Genomic DNA, 17,387 nt, shown 5'->3' on the forward strand with positions numbered 1-17,387 from the left:
TCCGGTCATTAAAGCGGCGCGCAACCGGCCGAACGGAAGGCGAAACAACCCGATTCGGGCAATTTGCCTGCGATCTTGACAGCGGCCCTGAACACACGGGGGCAGCGCGCGCGCCCGGAACGGCGGATCAGCGGCGGCCTCCGGACAGGGGGCGGGCCAGGGTTTCGGGAACGATCAACCGGGTCCGGGGCGTGATCCGGCTGCGAGCTTCAGCAAGTGGTCCGGCCGGAAAGCGATGCAGCCTTCGGTCGGGAAGCCCGGTCGGCGCCAGCGGTGCAGGAAGATCGCCGAGCCCCTGCCCCGCTCGGCCCGGGGCCAGTTCCAGTCGGTCAGCAAGACGAGGTCATACAGGCGGTCGGCGCGGCGCAGACGCTCGTGACTGCCCGCGTAGGGCGCGCGCACCATCAGGTTGTAGTCCTCGTGCGTGGGGTCATCCGACCACAGATCGCGCGGGCCGATCGGCACCGCCCAATCGGTCGGGCGCGCAATCCGGTCGGGACGATAGAACATGCCCGTGATCCGGTGCATCCCCGCCGGAGTGGCGCCGTCGCCCTCGCGCTTGTCCGTGGTCACGCCGCCCCGACCCACCGAACAGGGCCAGAGCCGACCCGCGAACCGCAGCCCGCGTGGCGTCAGGATCATGTCACCGGCGCTCATCGAATTCCGGGCTCCAGTTCGCCGGGGTCGTCGACCTCGACGCGCCAGAAGTCGCGCGCCTCGGGCGGCAAGGCGGCCAGCGCGCGCTCCCAGTCCGGCCCCCGGACAGCGCGGCGCAGGGCCCAGGCCACCGCCGCGATGCAATTGTCCGGGGTCAGGTTGTGGTTGGGTCGCAGCGCCTGTGCCTCGCGGATCAGGTCATCGCGCGGCCCCCAAGGGGCTGGCGGCACCTCGGGGCACCAGCCGGCAACGAAAATCGCCCGCGGCACGCTGGGCAGCGCGCTGGCAAAGCGCAGGCCCTCTTCCGCCGTCACCCGTCGCCGGAACACCTGGAACACGCCGTCCAGCGCCGTGTAGGCCATGTTGTCCGAGTCGAGGTCCATCCGCGCTTTCACATCGTCCAGAAAGGCGCGGTACTCGCGGCTGGCGTGGCGGTATGTCCAGGGCTGCGGCACGGGTCAGGCCGCTTCGGCACGGGTGATGCGCTGCATCACCTGCGCCCCGATCTCGAAGGACCGCAGGCGCGATGCGTGATCGTGGATCTGCCCGGTCAGGATCACCTCGTCCGGGGCGAATTGGTCGATGAAACCCCGCAGCTGCGTTTCGACCTGCCCGGCATCGCCCACGGCACTGATCCGCAGGGCCTCGTCCAGCGCCGGCATGGCGCCCGCCGGTACCACCGTGGACAGGTCCTCGACGGGCGCGGGCAGCTTGCCGCGCTGGCCGGTCCGGAGTCGGTAAAAGGCCTGTTGCATGCTTGTCCGCAGCCAATGCGCCCGCGCCTCGGTATCGGCGGCAAAGACGTTGATCGCCACCATCGCATGGGGCCGGTCCAGTGTCGCGGAAGGCCGGAAATGCCGCCGGTAGACCTCCAGCGCCTTTTCCAGCGCCTGCGGCGCGAAATGCGAGGCAAAGGCATAGGGCAGCCCCAGGAGCGCCGCCACCTGCGCCCCGTGCAGCGAAGACCCCAGGACCCAAAGCGGAACCTCGGTCCCCTCGCCGGGCAGCGCGCGCACCGGGCGCCCCTCCTCTGGCGGCCCGAGCAACTCGCGCAGCTCTCCGACTTCGGCGTGGAACTGCTCGGCACGTTCCGGATGCACCCCCAGCGCCCGCATCACCATCGCGTCGCCCCCCGGCGCGCGGCCAAGGCCAAGGTCGATCCGGTCGGGGTACAGCGTCGCCAGCGTGCCAAAGGCCTCTGCCACGGCCAGAGGCGCGTGGTTTGGCAGCATGATGCCCCCTGCCCCGACGCGCATCCGGCTGGTCAGCCCGGCGACATGGCCTACCAGGACCGCCGTCGCAGCCGAAGCGATGCCCGGCATGTTGTGATGCTCCGCCATCCAGTAGCGGTGATAGCCCCAGGCCTCGGCTTTCCGGGCAAGATCGCCGGTGTTGCGCAATGCGTCGGCGGCCGCGAACCCCTCGGGAACGGGCGACAGATCGAGCAGGGAATAATGCATGTGCGTCTCCTTTGGACCAAAGCTAGGCATGCGCGGTCGCGCTGACAACGCCCCCTGCCCCGCGTCTCCGCCTTGGGTCCGCCCCGGTTTCTTTGGGCTGAAAATACCTCTGGGGGTCCGGGGGCAAAGCCCCCGGCGATAGCCAAATGCGCTCGGTTACAGCAGGTGGCCCGACTTCGCCGCCTTCACCGCAAGGTAACGGGTGTTGTGCACGGTCTCCCCCACCTTCAACGGCACGCGCTCGGCCACGCCGATGCCGCAGCTTTCCATCATCCGCATCTTGGCCGGGTTGTTGGTCATCAACCGGACCGCAGAGAAGCCCATCTTTTCAAGGATCTGCGCACCCAGTCGGAAATCGCGCTCATCATCCTCGAACCCCAGCCGGTGGTTCGCCTCGACCGTGTCGAACCCTTGGTCCTGCAAGGCATAGGCGCGCATCTTGTTGGCCAGTCCAATGCCCCGGCCCTCCTGTTGCAGGTACAGCAAAACGCCCGCGCCTTCCTGCCCCATCTGCATCAGCGCCGCGTTCAACTGCGGACCACAGTCGCATTTCAGTGACCCCAGCAGGTCGCCGGTGAAACAGGCCGAATGCAGGCGCGCCAGCACCGGTTCCGCCCGGTCGGGGCGGCCGATCTCGATGGCGTAATGTTCTTCGGACCCGTCTGCCGGGCGATAGATATGCAGCCGCGCGTTCTCGGCCGCGCGCAGGGGCACGCGGGCGGACACCACATGATCCAGCTCCGGCAGGGCCTCCAGCAGGGGGGCGGCCTCTGCACCGTCGATCTCCAGCAGACCCTGCGCCGCGGCGGTTCCCGGCGCCACCGGCACGACCAGGGCCGCCGGCAGCAACCGCGCGCCCTTGCACAGTTGCAGTCCCAGCCGGTGCAGCATGACCGATCCGTCGCGCCGGGTCTGCAACGGCCCCTTCATCGGATTGGCCAGGTCATCGGCGGGGTCGGCCAGGTCCTGCACCCAGGACAGGCGCGCATCCTCGGGAACGATCACCCGCGCTACGTCCCCGTCATAGGCCCGCGCCTTCAACGTGGCCGCGCGCCGGTCGGTCAGGGCCAGGTCCAGCGGACCCAGCGCCCGCATCGCGCAAAGCCGCGCTTCGGACAGGGTCTCTGCCGCCGCGACAAGCACATGTGCCCCCTCCGCGCGCAGGCCAACGGGCACGCCCATGCGCAGGTCTGCACGGGCCCGCGCCAATGTTTCATTCAGGTCCGGCCCCAGTCCCAACTCTACATCCTCCGGCTGGCCAACTCCCCGGCATCCTGTAACATTTCCGCCCTCAGCACACGAGGACGTGAAAGTATTGCAGCAAAGCTTGCCGGAGGCGCACTCTGTCCACATCTGCGAGAAAAGGCAACACGGAGGGCCGCACAATGGCGCAACTGCGAAACATCCTGCTGGTCGACGACGAAGAGGACCTGCGCGAGGCGCTGGCCGAGCAATTGGTCATGACCGAGGACTTCGAGGTCTTCGAGGCGGATGCAGGCGCCAGCGCGATGGCCCGGGTCAAGGAGCAGATCTATGACCTGATCATCCTGGACGTCGGCCTGCCCGACACCGACGGGCGCGAATTGTGCCGCCTGATGCGCAAGCAGGGCGTCAAATCGCCGATCATCATGCTGACCGGCCATGACAGCGACGCCGACACGATCCTCGGCCTTGATGCGGGCGCCAACGACTATGTGACCAAACCGTTCAAGTTCCCGGTCCTGCTGGCCCGTATTCGCGCCCAATTGCGCCAGCACGAACAGTCAGAGGACGCGGTGTTCACCGTCGGCCCCTACACCTTCAAGCCCTCGATGAAGATGCTGGTCACGGAAGACGAAAAGAAGATCCGCCTGACCGAGAAAGAGACCAACATCCTAAAGTTCCTCTACCGTTCGACAGAGGGCGTGGTGCCGCGCGACACGCTGCTGCACGAGGTCTGGGGCTACAATGCCGGGGTGACGACGCATACGCTCGAGACGCATATCTATCGCCTGCGACAAAAGATCGAACCCGATCCGTCGAATGCGCGCCTGCTGGTGACGGAATCTGGCGGATACCGCCTTGTAAGCTGACGAGCACACACTTAGGTCGCATTGCACGGAACAAAGGTGCACATGTAAGTCTTGTTTCGGACAGGTTTGACCCAGATCATTTTTTCATGACTCGGTCATGTTTTAATCTGGGCCGATGAGTTCCCGTTGCATGTGCGGGTTATCGCATGCACCTCCCTGTTGGACCTGGCCGGGCACTTTGCCCGGCCTTTTTTTCTGGTTCATCAAAGGGTTTCAATGAAGACCCGCAAAGGGTCGGGTCCCGGCGCCGGCACCGGGACCCCGGGTGCGTACCGTGAGTGACGAAGGGGTCGTTCCCGTTCCTGTCGTATCCACGTTTACGCGACCGGGCATAAGGGTAAACCAGCGGCCATCGTTCCCCCTGACCGGACCCCGTGATCGCCTATGAGGCGGGGTCGTTTGGCAAGGGATCCAGTTCCGCCTCGTCGCGCAGGTTGTCGCGCAGGGTCATGACCTCGTCGCGCAGTCTTGCCGCATCACTCAAGGTCAGGCCCGACCGCTCCAGGAAACAGCGCGCGATATCCGCGCTCTGGACCTGCAACGCGCGCCCCTCCTCGGTCAGGCGAATGCGCACCTGGCGTTCATCCTCCGGGTCGCGGCGGCGGGTCACCAGGCCCTTTGTCTCCAACCGCTTGACCAGCGGCGTCAGCGTGTTCGAGGCCAGTTGCATCTGCACCGCCAGCGAACCCAGCGGCCGGTCATCCGCCGACCACAGTGCCGTCAGCACCAGGTATTGCGGGTAGGTCAGCCCAAGAGGATCCAGCAAAGGCTTGTAGGCCTGCTGCATGGCATGGCCCGCCGAATACAGCGCGAAGCAGAGCATTTCCGAGGGAGAAAGGGAACTGGACATGACACAGGAATAGATCGTGCAGGATGAAATCGCAAGCATTGACAAATCCACGCGCGACACAGATGTTTCGCACACGATCAATTCCCGCGCGAAAGGAGAATGTCATGAGTGTCGACACGAAATACTGGACCGAGGCATGGGCCACCGGCGGCGGCCGCAACGGATCTGCCGGCCTCGCTTCGGGGATGCTGACGGTCACGATGACCAGCCCGACAGAGCTGGGCGGTTCCGGCAAGGGCCACAATCCCGAAGAGCTCTTCGCCACCGGCTATGCCGCCTGCTATCTCGGCGCCATGCGCTTTGCCGCACAGAACGAAAAGCTGGGCACCGTGCCGGAAGACGCCAAGGTCACGGCCCATGTCGGCATCGGGCCGCGCGACGAAGGTGGTTTCGGTCTCAAGGTGAAACTGTCGGTGTCGATGCCCGGCGTCGAACGCGAAGTCGCCGAAAAGATCGCCGAGCGCGGTCACTTCATCTGCCCCTACTCGCACGCGACCAAGGGCAACATCGAGGTGGAGACCGAAGTCGTCTGAGGCCTTTGGCGCGGGGCCGGTTCAGCCGCCCCGCGCCTCGATAAACTGGCGCACCGCGTCCTGCACATGGCGGAAGCGGTCGCCACCCAGGTGCTTGCCACCGTACCAGCGTGTCACCACGACGATGGTGTCGCGCAGGTCCTTGCGCTCCAGCATCCGCAGGATGACCATGCCCGCGCCGCTTTCGCCGTCGTCGTTCTTCAGCGGGCCGTCCCCGGTCAGGCAGGCCCAGGTGTTATGCGTGGCCTTGGCGAATTTCTTGCGCCGTTTCAGCTCTTTGAGGAAACCCGCGGCCTCATCCGCATTGCGGCACGGCCCGCCGGAGACCGCGTAGCGCGACCCCCGGTCACTGATGATGTTCTCGAGGACCAGCACGGGCGCCTCAATGGGTCCCAGTGCGCGGCAGCCGGTCGAGGAACTCTGTCGGGTTGAAGAGATCGACGTAACCCCCTACCCCGTAGGCCCGGCATTCCAGAAAGCGGTCCGGCGCGCAGCGGCGGTACAGGTCGTCGGTCAGGGCCAACACGCCGTGCACATCGTCAAAGGCCCAGCTGATGAGGAACCCCGGCGCGCTGATCGCGCGCACCGAGTTGCCCGTCGCCCCGTCCAGCCAGACGGCGACCTCGTCCCGGTCCAGCGCGTCGCGCGGGGCCGGCAGGGCGTTTTCGCGGTATTCGTCCCACAACATGATCTCGTCGATTCCCAGCGCCTGCAGGTAGCCGGCCAGCATCGGCTCCATGATCGCCGGCAAGCAGTCTTCCTCGGGCGGATAGATGCCATGTGCCTTGCAATGGCGGGTCAGCGCCGAGCGCATCCCGTCGTCGGTATCGTCGCGCTCGATGTTCAACGCCCAGAGCCAGACAGTCCGCTCGAAGAGCGCCCGGTCCTCGGCCCCGATCGCCTGGCGCACCGCCTCCCAACGCAGCGGGCTGCCGCTTTGCTTGATGACGTCCGGAAATTCATCCGGCGCCGGGTTCTCCGGCACGGGCGGGGCCTCGGCCAGTGCGCTCAGCTCGTCGGCGGAGGTTACGTTGATGCGCGCGGGTCCGTATTGGGTCGTGTCAGGATGATGCCCCGGAACGGTGAAAAACGGATTGTAGACCGCAAAGACATGGTCGTAGTCGCGCGCCCACCATTCCAGGACGGGAAGCTCTGTCGGGGGGTGCTGAATGGCCCGGCCAATGTGATGCATGGGGTCCTGTCGTCGTCTCGGATCAAAGTGCAAACGGGCGGCCCAAAGGCCGCCCGTCCGGGAAACTGCCGACGGCGCCTGCCGCCGGCGGACAGCGGGGATCACTCCTCCGCTTCTTCCTTTTGCTTGGTGATCTCTTCACCGGACTCCTGGTCGACCATCTTCATCGCCAGACGCACCTTGCCGCGGTCGTCAAAGCCCAGCAGCTTGACGAAGACTTCCTGGCCTTCCTTCAGAACGTCCGAAGGATGGTTCAGGCGGCGGTTCTCGATCTGGCTGACGTGCACCAGGCCGTCACGCTTGCCAAAGAAGTTCACGAAGGCGCCGAAATCGACGATCTTCACGACCTTGCCCTTGTAGATCTTGCCCTCTTCCGGCTCTGCCACGATCGAATAGATCATGTCGTAGGCCTTCTTGATGGATTCACCGTCGGGCGAGGCGATCTTGATGATGCCCTCGTCGTTGATGTCGACCTTGGCGCCCGAGGTTTCCACGATCTCGCGGATCACCTTGCCGCCCGACCCGATCACTTCACGGATCTTGTCGGTCGGGATCTGCATGGTCTCGATGCGCGGTGCGTGCACGCTGAACTCACCGGCCGAGGACAGGGCCTTGGACATCTCGCCCAGGATGTGCATCCGGCCATCCTTGGCCTGTGCCAGGGCTGCCTTCATGATCTCGGGCGTGATGCCCGCGACCTTGATGTCCATCTGCAGCGAGGTGATGCCGTTTTCGGTCCCCGCAACCTTGAAGTCCATGTCGCCGAGGTGATCCTCGTCGCCCAGGATGTCGGTCAGGATGCCGTAGGAGCCATCCTCTTCCAGCACCAGGCCCATCGCCACACCGGCCACCGGGGCCTTGAGCGGAACACCCGCATCCATCATCGCCAGCGACCCGCCACAGACGGAGGCCATCGAGGACGAACCGTTGGATTCGGTGATCTCGGACACGACGCGGATCGTGTAGGGGAAATCGGTCGCGGCGGGCAGCACCGCCTGCAGCGCGCGCCATGCCAGCTTGCCGTGGCCGATCTCGCGACGACCGGGCGACCCCACGCGGCCAACCTCGCCCACCGAATAGGGCGGGAAGTTGTAGTGCAGCAGGAAGTTCGAACGGTAGTTGCCGTGCAGCGCGTCGATGATCTGTTCGTCGTCGCCGGTGCCCAGCGTGGTCACGACCAGACCCTGCGTTTCACCGCGGGTGAACAGCGCCGACCCGTGGGTGCGCGGCAGCAGGCCGGTTTCGCAGACGATCGGGCGCACCTCGTCAAGGGCGCGGCCGTCGATGCGGCGGCCGTTCTTGACCACGTCACCGCGCAGCACCATCGATTCCAGCTTTTTGATCGCGGACCCCAGGTTGGGATCTTCAAGCTGTTCCTCGCTGAGGCCGGCCTTGATCTCTTCCTTGACGGCGGCAACCGTGGTCACGCGCTCCTGCTTGTCAGAGATCGCGTAGGCAGCGCGCATCTTGTCTTCGCCAGCAGCCTTGACCGCGTCGAACAGGGCCGAGTAATCCGGCGGCTGGAAGTCGAAGGGTTCCTTGGCGGATTCCTCGGCCAGCGAGATGATCAGGTCGATGACCGGCTGGATGCTTTCATGCGCGAACATGACCGCGCCCAGCATCTCGTCCTCGGTCAGTTCATAGGCTTCGGACTCGACCATCATGACCGCGTCCTTGGTGCCCGCGACAACCAGGTCGAGCCGCTGCTCGGGGTTGTTGCGCAGCTGGTCCATGTCCTCGACGGTCGGGTTCAGGACGTATTCGCCATCCTCGAAGCCCACGCGCGCACCGGCGATCGGGCCCATGAAGGGCGCGCCGGAAATGGTCAGCGCCGCGCTGGCCGCGATCATCGCCACGATGTCCGGATCATTGACCAGATCGTGCGACAGAACGGTGCACATCACCAGCACTTCGTTCTTGAAGCCGGGGACGAAAAGCGGGCGGATCGGACGGTCGATCAGGCGCGCGGTCAGCGTCTCCTTCTCGGTCGGACGTGCCTCGCGCTTGAAGAAGCCACCGGGCACCTTGCCGGCGGCGTAGTATTTTTCCTGGTAATGGACGGTCAGCGGGAAGAAGTCCTGGCCTTCCTTCTGCTGCTTGGCAAAGGTCACGTTGGCCATGACGCTGGTCTCGCCCAGGGTGGCGATGACGCTGCCGTCGGCCTGACGGGCAACCTTGCCGGTTTCCAGTGTGAGCGTTTCCTCGCCCCACTGCATCGACTTTTTGACTTCTTTGAACATCAGTTATCCTCTAGGAGGCGCTCCGGCCCCTGCCGGTCCTCCGTTTGACTGGCGGCCCCATTGCCGCCGACCCCTTCATCATCCCATGCGCCGGGGTCAAAGCGTCACGTCTCAGATGTCTGGCGCCATACAGCAGCAAGCGCCTTTTGTGAAGCCGTTGCGTTCCATGCCACACGTTCCGACATCCCATTTTTTTCGGCCCGGCAGGTTCCGGGCGGACGGCGGCCCCGGATCATTGCCATTTGCCGGCACCGGGGGCCGTGCTACAGCGCGGAACGTGATTTCATCAGGCCAGACCCATGAACATTCTTCAGATTGCTTCCCTTCTCATCGTCCTTGCCGCCGTCTTTGGCGCGATCAACTATTTCGTCCTGCGCCTGCCCTCGGCCATCGGCATTCTCGTCGTCGCCCTGCTGACTTCGATGGCGGCGCTGGGGCTGGACACGATGGTGCCTTCGCTGACGCTGGCCGAGGATCTGCGCGCCATCGTCACCGGCATCGACTTTTCCGACGCGCTGCTGGAGGGGATGCTGGGCCTGTTGCTGTTTGCGGGCGCGCTGCACGTCAAGCTGTCGGACCTGCGCGCGGTCTGGCCGACGGTCCTGCTGATGGCCACCATCGGCGTGGCGCTCTCGACGGTTGTCATCGGGCTGGGGTTCCAATGGCTGACCGGGGCGCCGCTGCTGATCGCACTGGTCTTTGGCGCGCTGATCTCACCCACCGATCCCGTGGCCGTCATGGGTGTCCTGAAACAGGCCAAGCTGCGCAAGTCATTGGAAACGCAGGTTGCGGGCGAAAGCCTGTTCAACGACGGCGTCGGCTACGTCGTCTTCCTGGTGCTGGTCGGACTGGCCTTTCCGGCGCTCTCGCACGGGCACGGCGATGCCGCCCATGCCAGCCCCGCTCTGGACGCCGCCAGGCTCTTTGCGCAAGAGGCGCTTGGCGGCGCGGCTCTGGGCCTCGTGCTGGGCTGGCTGACCTTCCGGGTCATGCGTCATATCGACGATTACTCGCTCGAGGTGCTGATGACCCTCGCACTGGCCTTCGGCGGCTACGAACTGGCGATCGCGCTGCATGTCTCGGCCCCCATCGCGGCGGTTTGCGCCGGCCTTCTGATCGGCGACATCGGCGCCAAGCACGGCATGTCCGAGGAAACCCGAGAATACGTCGAGAAGTTCTGGGTTCTGGTGGACGAGATTCTGAACGCCGTGCTCTTCATGCTGATCGGGGTCGAGATCTTTGCCGTGCAACTGGAAACCGACATGCTGGTGACCGGCGTGATCGCCATCGCGCTGGCGCTGTTGGGGCGGCTCTGCGCGGTGGTGGTGCCGATCCTGATGCTGCGCCCCTTCCGCACATTTGCACCCGGCGTCATGCCGATCATGACCTGGGGCGGGCTCAAGGGCGGCATCTCTGTCGCCCTTGCCCTGTCGCTGCCCGACAGCGAGTGGAAGCCGCTGATTCTGACCGTCACCTATGTGATCGTCGTCTTCTCGATCATCGTGCAGGGGCTGACCATCGGCAAGCTGGCCAGCCGGGTCGGGCGCGAACCCGACCTCGTCTGACTCACAATCCGGCCCTTTCCAGCGTGGCGCGCTCTGCCCGGTTCAGCCGCTCCAGCGCCTCGTCCGGACAATCGGCGCGCCGCCATATGGCAAGGCAGGACTCGGGCGACCAGGGCAGGACGGCCCCGGCCATCCAGCGCCGCAGCGGTGCCGGCAGGCCATCGTAGACGCGCATCGGGTCGCGCTTGCGGCGGCGCGGCGTGATCTCCACGGCGCCGCGGTTTCCGTTGCGGCGGCCTGCCATCAGGCCACCTCTCGCGCGTCCCGCCAGCGGGGGAACGGGTCCGGCCGCTCGGCGCCTGTCATCTCGGGCACAAGACAGGCCTCCAGCCGCGCCTTCAGGTCGGCCCAGTCGATGCCCGCGCCGATAAAGACCAGTTCCTGCCGCCGGTCGCCAAAGGGCTCGGCCCAATGGGCAAGGAAATATTCCTGCGCCCGCGCATCCTTGGGCCAGTTCTCCTTCGGGACCGTCGCCCACCACTTGCCCAGCGGCTTGACGCTCGACAAGGCCCCGGCCAGCGAGAACTCGGCCACCCAGTCGGGGCGCGTCGACAGCCAGAAATGCCCCTTGGCGCGGATCACGCCGGGCAGGTTCCCGTTCAGCAGCGCGTGGATGCGCTCGGGATCGAACGGCTCGCGCGCCCGGAAAACATGGCTGGTGATGCCGTATTCCTCGGTCTCGGGAACGTGATCGGCAAAGCCGTACAACTCCTTTGCCCAGGCGGCATGTTCATGCGCCTTGTCGAAATCGAACAGCCCGGTTTCCAGGATCTCCGCGGTCGCCACCTCGCCGTGATCCGTGCACAGGATGCGCGCGTCCGCGTTCAGGCTGCGGATGATCTTTTGCGCCGCGTCCACCTTGACCGCGCCAGCATCGCTGACCTTGTTCAGCACGATCACATCGGCAAACTCGATCTGGTCGGTCAACAGGTCGACCAGGGTGCGCTCGTCTTCCTCGCCCAGGCTTTCGCCGCGGTCCACCAGGAAATCGTGGCTGGAAAAGTCTTCCAGCAGGTTGCAGGCATCGACCACGGTCACCATCGTGTCCAGACGCGCAACATCCGACAGGCTCTGGCCCTCTTCGTCGCGGAAGGCAAAGCTCGCCGCCACCGGCAGCGGCTCGGCGACGCCGGTGGATTCTATCAGCAGCGTGTCAAAACGCCCCTCCTCCGCCAGTCGCCGCACCTCGACCAGAAGGTCCTCGCGCAGGGTGCAGCAGATACATCCGTTGGACATTTCCACCAGCGTCTCGTCGGTCTGGCTGAGGTTCGCGCCCCCCGCGCGCACCAGGTCGGCGTCGATGTTCACCTCGGACATGTCATTGACGATCACGGCAACGCGCCGCCCCTCGCGATTGTTCAGCACCCGGTTGAGCAGCGTCGTCTTGCCCGCCCCCAGGAATCCGGAAAGCACGGTGACGGGAATGCGGGGATCGGTGTCGGGCATGGTCAAGCTCCCTATTCGGCAAGAAACAGGTGACTGTTATAGTATAACATAACAGCCACCACCAGCCCCAATCCCGACCGCGCAAAGAAAAACCGCGCTTCCCAGGGGGAAACGCGGTCAATCCGTTCAGCGACGGGGCAATGCCTTAGCGGCGGATGCCCAGGCGGCCGATCAGCGAGCGATACCGCTCTTCGTCCTTGCCCTTGAGGTAGTCCAGCAGCTTGCGGCGCTGAGCAACCATCATCAGAAGGCCACGACGCGAGTGGTTGTCCTTCTTGTGGGTCTTGAAGTGTTCGGTCAGGGTCGAGATACGCTTGGTCAGGATGGCCACCTGCACTTCGGGCGAACCGGTGTCGCCTTCCTTGGTGGCGTATTCCTTCATCAGGCGGGTCTTTTCTTCCGCGGTGATCGACATCGGGGTCTCCTTTCGGATTAAAGGGTTATGGCACAAGCCGGGATGTCGTCCAGCAAGGCCCGTGGAGAGGTCCGCCAAAGCGGATGCGCGCAGTTACGCGATTCCCGTCAGCTTGGCAAGCCCGCACGCCTACATCCCAAGGTTCAGCGCGGCGGCGTCGCTTTCGCCCACCAGCACGATCGAGGACAGCGGCGGCGCCTCGGCGGTGGGCAGGCTGGCCAGCACCGTCCCGCCCAGGCGAATGTCTGTCGTGTCCGGGTCGTCCTCGCGGGCGGACAGCTCCAGCTCGGGTTCCGGTCCGCCGGCGCTGTCGTCATAGACGATCACCAGTTGATCTTCCGCGTCGTCGTAGTCCAGCCGGTCTGCCACGGCAAGATCTGCCGTTTCGTCCCCCGGCGTCCCGGTCAGAACCTCCGCTGCCTCAACCCGGAAGGCATCCAGCCGCAACGCACCCGCCCCCGGCCCGGCCTCCTCGACCGCGTCCAGCCCGGGCAGGTTGATCAGCCCCATGCGCGCAAACAGCGATCGCCCGTCCTCAAGCGAAGCCTCCCCAGGCGCGCCCTCCTCGGTCCCGATCCCCTGCGGAAAGAACTGGAACACCCCCAGAGAGACCGGGGACAGAGGCGAGGTCGGCATATCATCGTCACCGCCCTCCCCCCCGTCGGCAAGCGCCTCGTCCGGATCGTCGCCGATACTGACGATCGCCACCGATCCAAGCGCCATCAGCCCCATGAGCCCCGCCAGTAGATACATCGCTGCAGCCCCGTTTTCCGCTTTTCCGGCGCAAACAGGCCCTTCATGCCGCCCCGGTTCAGGCAGCGACTATGGCACCACGGGGTAAAACAAGGCTTACTCGGTCTCTTCGATCCGGATTTCCTCGATCAGTGCAGAGGCAAGATCGCCAAGGATCGGAATGAACTCGATCTGGCTCAGCAACAGGACCACGACGGACACCAGCGCCGTCGCCCCCAGCGCCGTGCCCAGGCCCAGCATCATGCCCCTCAGGAACTGAAAGGCCATCAGCCGCGCCAGATTGTTGTGGACACGGACAAAGCGGTGCTGGTTGAGGCGCGTGACCTCGTCGGCCAGGCGCGCCACTTCCTGCCGCAGGGCGTCGGTCTCTGTTTCAGGCGGCATAGCGCATCTCCATCGGCCAGGGTTCGGGGTGGACCGCGTAGGACACATAAAGCGGGTGGCGCGGGTGGCCCGCCTTTGTCAGGCCCAGGTGCCGAACGTCGCCCCGCAGCATCGGCGCCGCCCGTTGCCCGGCCCCCTGCAGGGCCCCGTGAACGCCCCAGGCGGCCAGCGTCAGGTCTGCCGCGCCCGACCACTCCCGCAACAACGCGGCATTCTCCGGCCCTTCCGGATCCTCGGCGCGGCGCAGGTCCTGAGGCCGGGTTGCGCGAAACGCAAAGAGATTGGCTATCCGCATCGCCCCGTAGCCCAGCGCCTTCGTCCGCCGCTGGCAGCGCTCGATGGTCGGGTCGTTGGCCAGTTCGCTGGCGGTCGAGGGGTTGAGCATCACGAACAGCACCTCGCCCGCGCCCGCATCCCAGACCCGGCGCAGCCCGTAACGATAGCGCTCGCAAGGCGAATACCACGCCGTGCTGTGCTCTCCATCCTTTTCCGCGTGCCTTTCGATCATGGGCGCAAGCTGCCCCGCCCACGCCGGGGGTTCAAGGGCGATTGACATTCCGCCCGCCCTGCGGCCCCCTGCCGCCACAGTCACGGAGCACCCCATGAACATCCAGATGATCGAGGCCGCCGCCACCCGCGCCCGCGGCATCACCCGCCGCACGCCGCTGTTGTCCTCGCCGGCGCTGGACGCCATCGCCGGGCGTCGCGTTCTGGTCAAGCCCGAGTGCCTGCAACACACCGGCAGTTTCAAGTTCCGCGGCGCCTGGTCGGCCCTGACCGCCCTGCCGGAGGACCAGCGCGCCAAGGGAGTCATCGCCTTTTCCTCGGGCAACCATGCGCAGGGGGTGGCGCTGGCCGCGCAAAAGCTGGGGGTGCCCGCGGTGATCCTGATGCCCTCGGACGCGCCCGCCGCCAAGATCGAGGGCACCCGCAGCTACGGCGCCGAAGTCGTGCTTTACGACCGCTCAACCGAAAGCCGCGAAGAGATCGGCGCCACGATTGCCGCCGACCGCGGTCTGACGCTGGTCAGGCCCTACGACGAACCGCAAGTCATCGCCGGCCAGGGCACCTGCGGGCTGGAGATCGCGGAACAGGCCGCCGAGGCGGGCGTGACAGAGGCGGACGTGCTGGTCTGTTGCGGCGGTGGCGGCCTGACCGCCGGGATCGCCCTCGCGCTGGAGGGCCGCGCGCCCGGCCTGCGCGCGCGCCCCGCCGAACCCGAGGGCTACGATGACACCGCCCGCTCGCTGCACTCCGGCAGTCGCCAGCGCAACGCGCAAGAGGCCGGCGGGCTTTGCGACGCGATCCTGACCCCGATGCCCGGAGAGCTGACCTTTCCGATCAACGCCCGCCTTTGCGGCCCCGGCGTGGTGGTGACGGATCAGGAGGTGCTGCGCGCCATGTCCCTGGCCCTGCGCCACCTGAAGCTGGTTGCCGAACCGGGCGGCGCCGTGGCCCTGGCGGCGGCGCTCTTTCACGGCGACGAACTGGCGGGCGACGCGGTGATCTGCACGATTTCCGGCGGCAACCTGGACCCGGCCACGCTGGCCCGCGCGCTTGCGGTCTAGGCACGCCGGGGGGTCCGGAAATCCCCCGCTCCCGACGCTGCGTCAACCTGATATACTGCAGGCCAGACACGCCCTCCTGGGAGAGACCCATGTTCCGCCGCCTGATCCCTGCCGCCGCTCTCCTGCTTGCCACGCCGCTGGCCGCGCAGCAGGATCGCCTGCTTGGCTTCGACCTCGACAGCTTTGGCAAGACCGTCCTGTCGCGCAACCAGTTCGGCAGCGACGTCATCCCCGAGGCCGCCTACGGCGCCTACAACAACGAGTTCATCTCCACTTATTCCAGCCAGTCGGTCTTTGCCCGCATCGGGCGCTCCGTCGGGCGGCTGGACGTGGCGACGGACAAGGGCGTCTTTCCCTGCACCGCCTTTCTTGTCGGTGACGACATCCTGATGACCAACCACCACTGCGTGCCCGGCATCCTCGACGACAGCCGGGCCGAGGCGAAATCGATCGTCGGCGTGCGCTTCGTCATGGGCTACACGCAGGAGGGTGTGACCGAGGGCACAAGTTCCTTCCTCGTCGATCCGGTTCCGGTCGAGACCTCGAAACCGCTGGACTATACCCTGCTGCGCATCCTGGGCGACACGCCGGGGCGCGATTTCGGCACGCTGGAACTGGCCGCCGTCACGCCACAGGACAACGATCCCTACTGGATCATCGGCCACCCGATGGGAGAGGCGCAGCGCATCAGCCGCGAGAAATGCCGCGCCAATGCGCCCGCGCTGTCCGACAACAAGCTGCTGCACACCTGCGATACCATGCCGGGCAACTCCGGCTCTCCGGTGATCGACGCAGGCAGCCGGCAGGTGGTCGGACTGCACCACGCCGGGTCGGCCAACAACAGCGTCAACTACGCCATCCCGATGGCGGCGATCCTTGCCGCCTCGAACCTGCTGTCCCCCGCCAAGCGGTCAGCCGAACCCGACAATGCCGAGGGCCGCGCCCTGGCCCGCCTGTCCGACGCGCTGATGATCGACGACGACGACACCCGCCGCATCGCGCTGGAAACGCTGGTCTCCGAGGCGCCTGGCACCTCCGCCGCCCGCACCGCCGCCCGTTTGTTGGCGGCGCTGCAACCGGCCCCGCCGCCCGCGCCGACGCTGGAGGAACGCATGGCCGAAAACGCCGATGTGCAGGCCTGCGACCGGCTCGCCGGTGACCGCTTCCACCCCGACCGCGCGGCCGGGCTGATGCGCAGCGACGGCACGGTCTTCGAGGCCATCGACGCCAACGCCGCCATCGCGGCCTGCCAGGCGGCACTGGACAGCTTTCCCGGCCACCCCCGCATGACCGCCTTCCTGGCCGAGGCCTTCAGCGCGGCGGAACGCTATGACGAGGCCTTTGCCGCCTACGAGGATGCCGCCCGGACCGGCGATGCCATCGGTCAGGCCGGCCTTGGCGTTGCCTATCTCTGGGGGCTTGGCACCGATAAGGACGTTTCCAAGGCCCGAGAGATGTTCGAGAAATCCGCAGACCAGGGCCACCCCATCGCCAAGACCGGGCTGGGCGTGATCTATCAGCACGGCCAGGGCGTCCCCGCCGATCCCGCCCGCGCCCTGACGCTCTATCGCGAGGGGGCAGAGGCCGGGTATCACGGCGCGCAGGACCAGTTGGGAGACCTCTACCTGGCCGGAACCATCGTCGCGCAGTCAGACCAAACCGCCGCCTACTGGTTCGCCAAGGCCGCGGACCAGGGCAATGCCGCGGCGCAGTTCAACCTCGCGCTCCTGTACGAAAAAGGTCGTGGCGTCGACAAGTCCATGACAACCGCGGCCCGCTGGCACACCGCCGCCGCCGAACAGGGTCACGCCGAGGCACAGCAGGCCCTCGGCACGCTCTACCTCAGCGGTACCGGCGTCCCGGCATCCGATGCCAAGGCGGTCGAATGGCATCGCAAGGCGGCGGCGCAGGGCAATGCGCTTTCGCTCGCCAGCCTTGCCTGGATCACCGAGCAGGGGCGCGGCGTCCCTGCCGACCCGGCAGAGGCGGCGCGGCTCTACATAGAGGCCCTGCGCGCAGGCAACGACTGGCCCGTGACCCGTGACAGCGCCGACTGGCCGCGCGACACCGCCCGCGCCCTGCAAGCGGCGCTGGCCCGCGCGGGGGTCTACGAGGGCGTCACCGACGGCCGCATCGGCCCGCGCTCACGCGAGGCGATGCGCTCGCTCCTGCCCTGACGCCCGGCACAGCCCGCCTTGCCCACCTGTCCTTCCCCGGCGTACGAAGGTGCGAGAACGCGAAACAGGACCCAA

The 17,387-nt window shown here is 66.5% G+C and carries 19 protein-coding genes; 5 read left to right on the forward strand and 14 right to left on the reverse strand.

Annotation, left to right across the window (positions count from 1 at the left end; all coding sequences use genetic code 11):
• Positions 1-174: 174 nt before the first annotated feature.
• The 4 genes from ACQY5B_RS18260 to ribA all read right to left on the reverse strand — a co-directional run bounded on the left by ACQY5B_RS18260 (position 175) and on the right by ribA (position 3,356).
• Complete coding sequence (locus ACQY5B_RS18260; RefSeq protein ID WP_428400303.1) at positions 175-657, reverse strand: L,D-transpeptidase family protein; 483 nt, start codon at positions 655-657, stop codon at positions 175-177.
• Positions 654-1,112, reverse strand: a complete 459-nt coding sequence (locus tag ACQY5B_RS18265; RefSeq protein ID WP_420328076.1) for a DUF2267 domain-containing protein — start codon at positions 1,110-1,112, stop codon at positions 654-656. Before ACQY5B_RS18265 ends, ACQY5B_RS18260 begins: the two co-directional genes overlap by 4 nt.
• Before the next feature lie 3 nt (positions 1,113-1,115).
• Positions 1,116-2,117: an LLM class flavin-dependent oxidoreductase gene (locus tag ACQY5B_RS18270; RefSeq protein ID WP_420328074.1), complete on the reverse strand. Its 1,002-nt coding sequence runs from the start codon at positions 2,115-2,117 to the stop codon at positions 1,116-1,118.
• Between the two features lie 156 nt (positions 2,118-2,273).
• Positions 2,274-3,356, reverse strand: a complete 1,083-nt coding sequence (gene ribA, locus ACQY5B_RS18275) for a GTP cyclohydrolase II (RefSeq protein ID WP_420328072.1) — start codon at positions 3,354-3,356, stop codon at positions 2,274-2,276.
• A gap of 146 nt (positions 3,357-3,502) precedes the next feature.
• Between ribA and ACQY5B_RS18280 the strand changes: the two genes are divergently transcribed.
• Positions 3,503-4,189, forward strand: coding sequence for a response regulator transcription factor (locus ACQY5B_RS18280; protein WP_305968755.1), 687 nt, complete (start codon positions 3,503-3,505; stop codon positions 4,187-4,189).
• Positions 4,190-4,571: 382 nt separating this feature from the next.
• On the opposite strand, the gene ACQY5B_RS18285 is transcribed toward ACQY5B_RS18280, so the two are convergent.
• On the reverse strand, positions 4,572-5,039 hold the full coding sequence (locus ACQY5B_RS18285; protein ID WP_420328070.1) for a MarR family winged helix-turn-helix transcriptional regulator: 468 nt from the start codon (positions 5,037-5,039) through the stop codon (positions 4,572-4,574).
• Positions 5,040-5,143: 104 nt separating this feature from the next.
• On the opposite strand from ACQY5B_RS18285, the gene ACQY5B_RS18290 reads away from it, so the two are divergent.
• The gene (locus tag ACQY5B_RS18290; protein ID WP_305968753.1) at positions 5,144-5,572 is read left to right on the forward strand and encodes an organic hydroperoxide resistance protein; all 429 of its coding nucleotides are present in this window, start codon (positions 5,144-5,146) and stop codon (positions 5,570-5,572) included.
• 21 nt (positions 5,573-5,593) lie between these two features.
• Here the strand turns inward: ACQY5B_RS18290 and ACQY5B_RS18295 are convergent, their stop codons facing one another.
• The 3 genes from ACQY5B_RS18295 to pnp all read right to left on the reverse strand — a co-directional run bounded on the left by ACQY5B_RS18295 (position 5,594) and on the right by pnp (position 9,004).
• Positions 5,594-5,947, reverse strand: a complete 354-nt coding sequence (locus ACQY5B_RS18295; RefSeq protein ID WP_420328068.1) for a YigZ family protein — start codon at positions 5,945-5,947, stop codon at positions 5,594-5,596.
• A gap of 7 nt (positions 5,948-5,954) precedes the next feature.
• The gene (locus tag ACQY5B_RS18300; RefSeq protein WP_420328066.1) at positions 5,955-6,764 is read right to left on the reverse strand and encodes a DUF2711 family protein; all 810 of its coding nucleotides are present in this window, start codon (positions 6,762-6,764) and stop codon (positions 5,955-5,957) included.
• Positions 6,765-6,865: 101 nt separating this feature from the next.
• A complete protein-coding gene (gene pnp, locus ACQY5B_RS18305; protein ID WP_305968750.1) occupies positions 6,866-9,004 on the reverse strand; it encodes a polyribonucleotide nucleotidyltransferase in 2,139 nt (712 codons plus the stop codon).
• Between the two features lie 299 nt (positions 9,005-9,303).
• Between pnp and ACQY5B_RS18310 the strand changes: the two genes are divergently transcribed.
• Positions 9,304-10,569 (forward strand): cation:proton antiporter, encoded by a 1,266-nt coding sequence (locus tag ACQY5B_RS18310; RefSeq protein ID WP_420328065.1) that lies wholly within the window; start codon positions 9,304-9,306, stop codon positions 10,567-10,569.
• Between the two features lies 1 nt (position 10,570).
• On the opposite strand, the gene ACQY5B_RS18315 is transcribed toward ACQY5B_RS18310, so the two are convergent.
• From ACQY5B_RS18315 to ACQY5B_RS18340, 6 genes are all read right to left on the reverse strand, one after another.
• Positions 10,571-10,813: a DUF6525 family protein gene (locus tag ACQY5B_RS18315; RefSeq protein ID WP_420328064.1), complete on the reverse strand. Its 243-nt coding sequence runs from the start codon at positions 10,811-10,813 to the stop codon at positions 10,571-10,573.
• The gene (locus ACQY5B_RS18320) at positions 10,813-12,015 is read right to left on the reverse strand and encodes a GTP-binding protein (RefSeq protein ID WP_420328062.1); all 1,203 of its coding nucleotides are present in this window, start codon (positions 12,013-12,015) and stop codon (positions 10,813-10,815) included. The genes ACQY5B_RS18315 and ACQY5B_RS18320 overlap by 1 nt, the downstream gene beginning before the upstream one ends.
• 145 nt (positions 12,016-12,160) lie before the next feature.
• The gene (gene rpsO, locus ACQY5B_RS18325; RefSeq protein ID WP_305968746.1) at positions 12,161-12,430 is read right to left on the reverse strand and encodes a 30S ribosomal protein S15; all 270 of its coding nucleotides are present in this window, start codon (positions 12,428-12,430) and stop codon (positions 12,161-12,163) included.
• Positions 12,431-12,559: 129 nt separating this feature from the next.
• Positions 12,560-13,183: a hypothetical protein gene (locus ACQY5B_RS18330; RefSeq protein WP_420328060.1), complete on the reverse strand. Its 624-nt coding sequence runs from the start codon at positions 13,181-13,183 to the stop codon at positions 12,560-12,562.
• Positions 13,184-13,279: 96 nt separating this feature from the next.
• Positions 13,280-13,567: a DUF5665 domain-containing protein gene (locus ACQY5B_RS18335; RefSeq protein WP_305968744.1), complete on the reverse strand. Its 288-nt coding sequence runs from the start codon at positions 13,565-13,567 to the stop codon at positions 13,280-13,282.
• On the reverse strand, positions 13,557-14,075 hold the full coding sequence (locus ACQY5B_RS18340; protein WP_420328059.1) for a DUF1643 domain-containing protein: 519 nt from the start codon (positions 14,073-14,075) through the stop codon (positions 13,557-13,559). Before ACQY5B_RS18340 ends, ACQY5B_RS18335 begins: the two co-directional genes overlap by 11 nt.
• 94 nt (positions 14,076-14,169) lie before the next feature.
• Here ACQY5B_RS18340 and ACQY5B_RS18345 point away from each other — a divergent pair, with 94 nt between their 5' ends.
• Positions 14,170-15,135 (forward strand): threonine ammonia-lyase, encoded by a 966-nt coding sequence (locus tag ACQY5B_RS18345; RefSeq protein WP_420328057.1) that lies wholly within the window; start codon positions 14,170-14,172, stop codon positions 15,133-15,135.
• Between the two features lie 89 nt (positions 15,136-15,224).
• Positions 15,225-17,312, forward strand: coding sequence for a trypsin-like peptidase domain-containing protein (locus ACQY5B_RS18350; protein ID WP_420328055.1), 2,088 nt, complete (start codon positions 15,225-15,227; stop codon positions 17,310-17,312).
• The last annotated feature ends 75 nt before the right edge of the window (positions 17,313-17,387 follow it).

Origin of the sequence: Antarctobacter sp. (assembly GCF_965277915.1) — a bacterium.
GTDB lineage: Bacteria > Pseudomonadota > Alphaproteobacteria > Rhodobacterales > Rhodobacteraceae > Antarctobacter.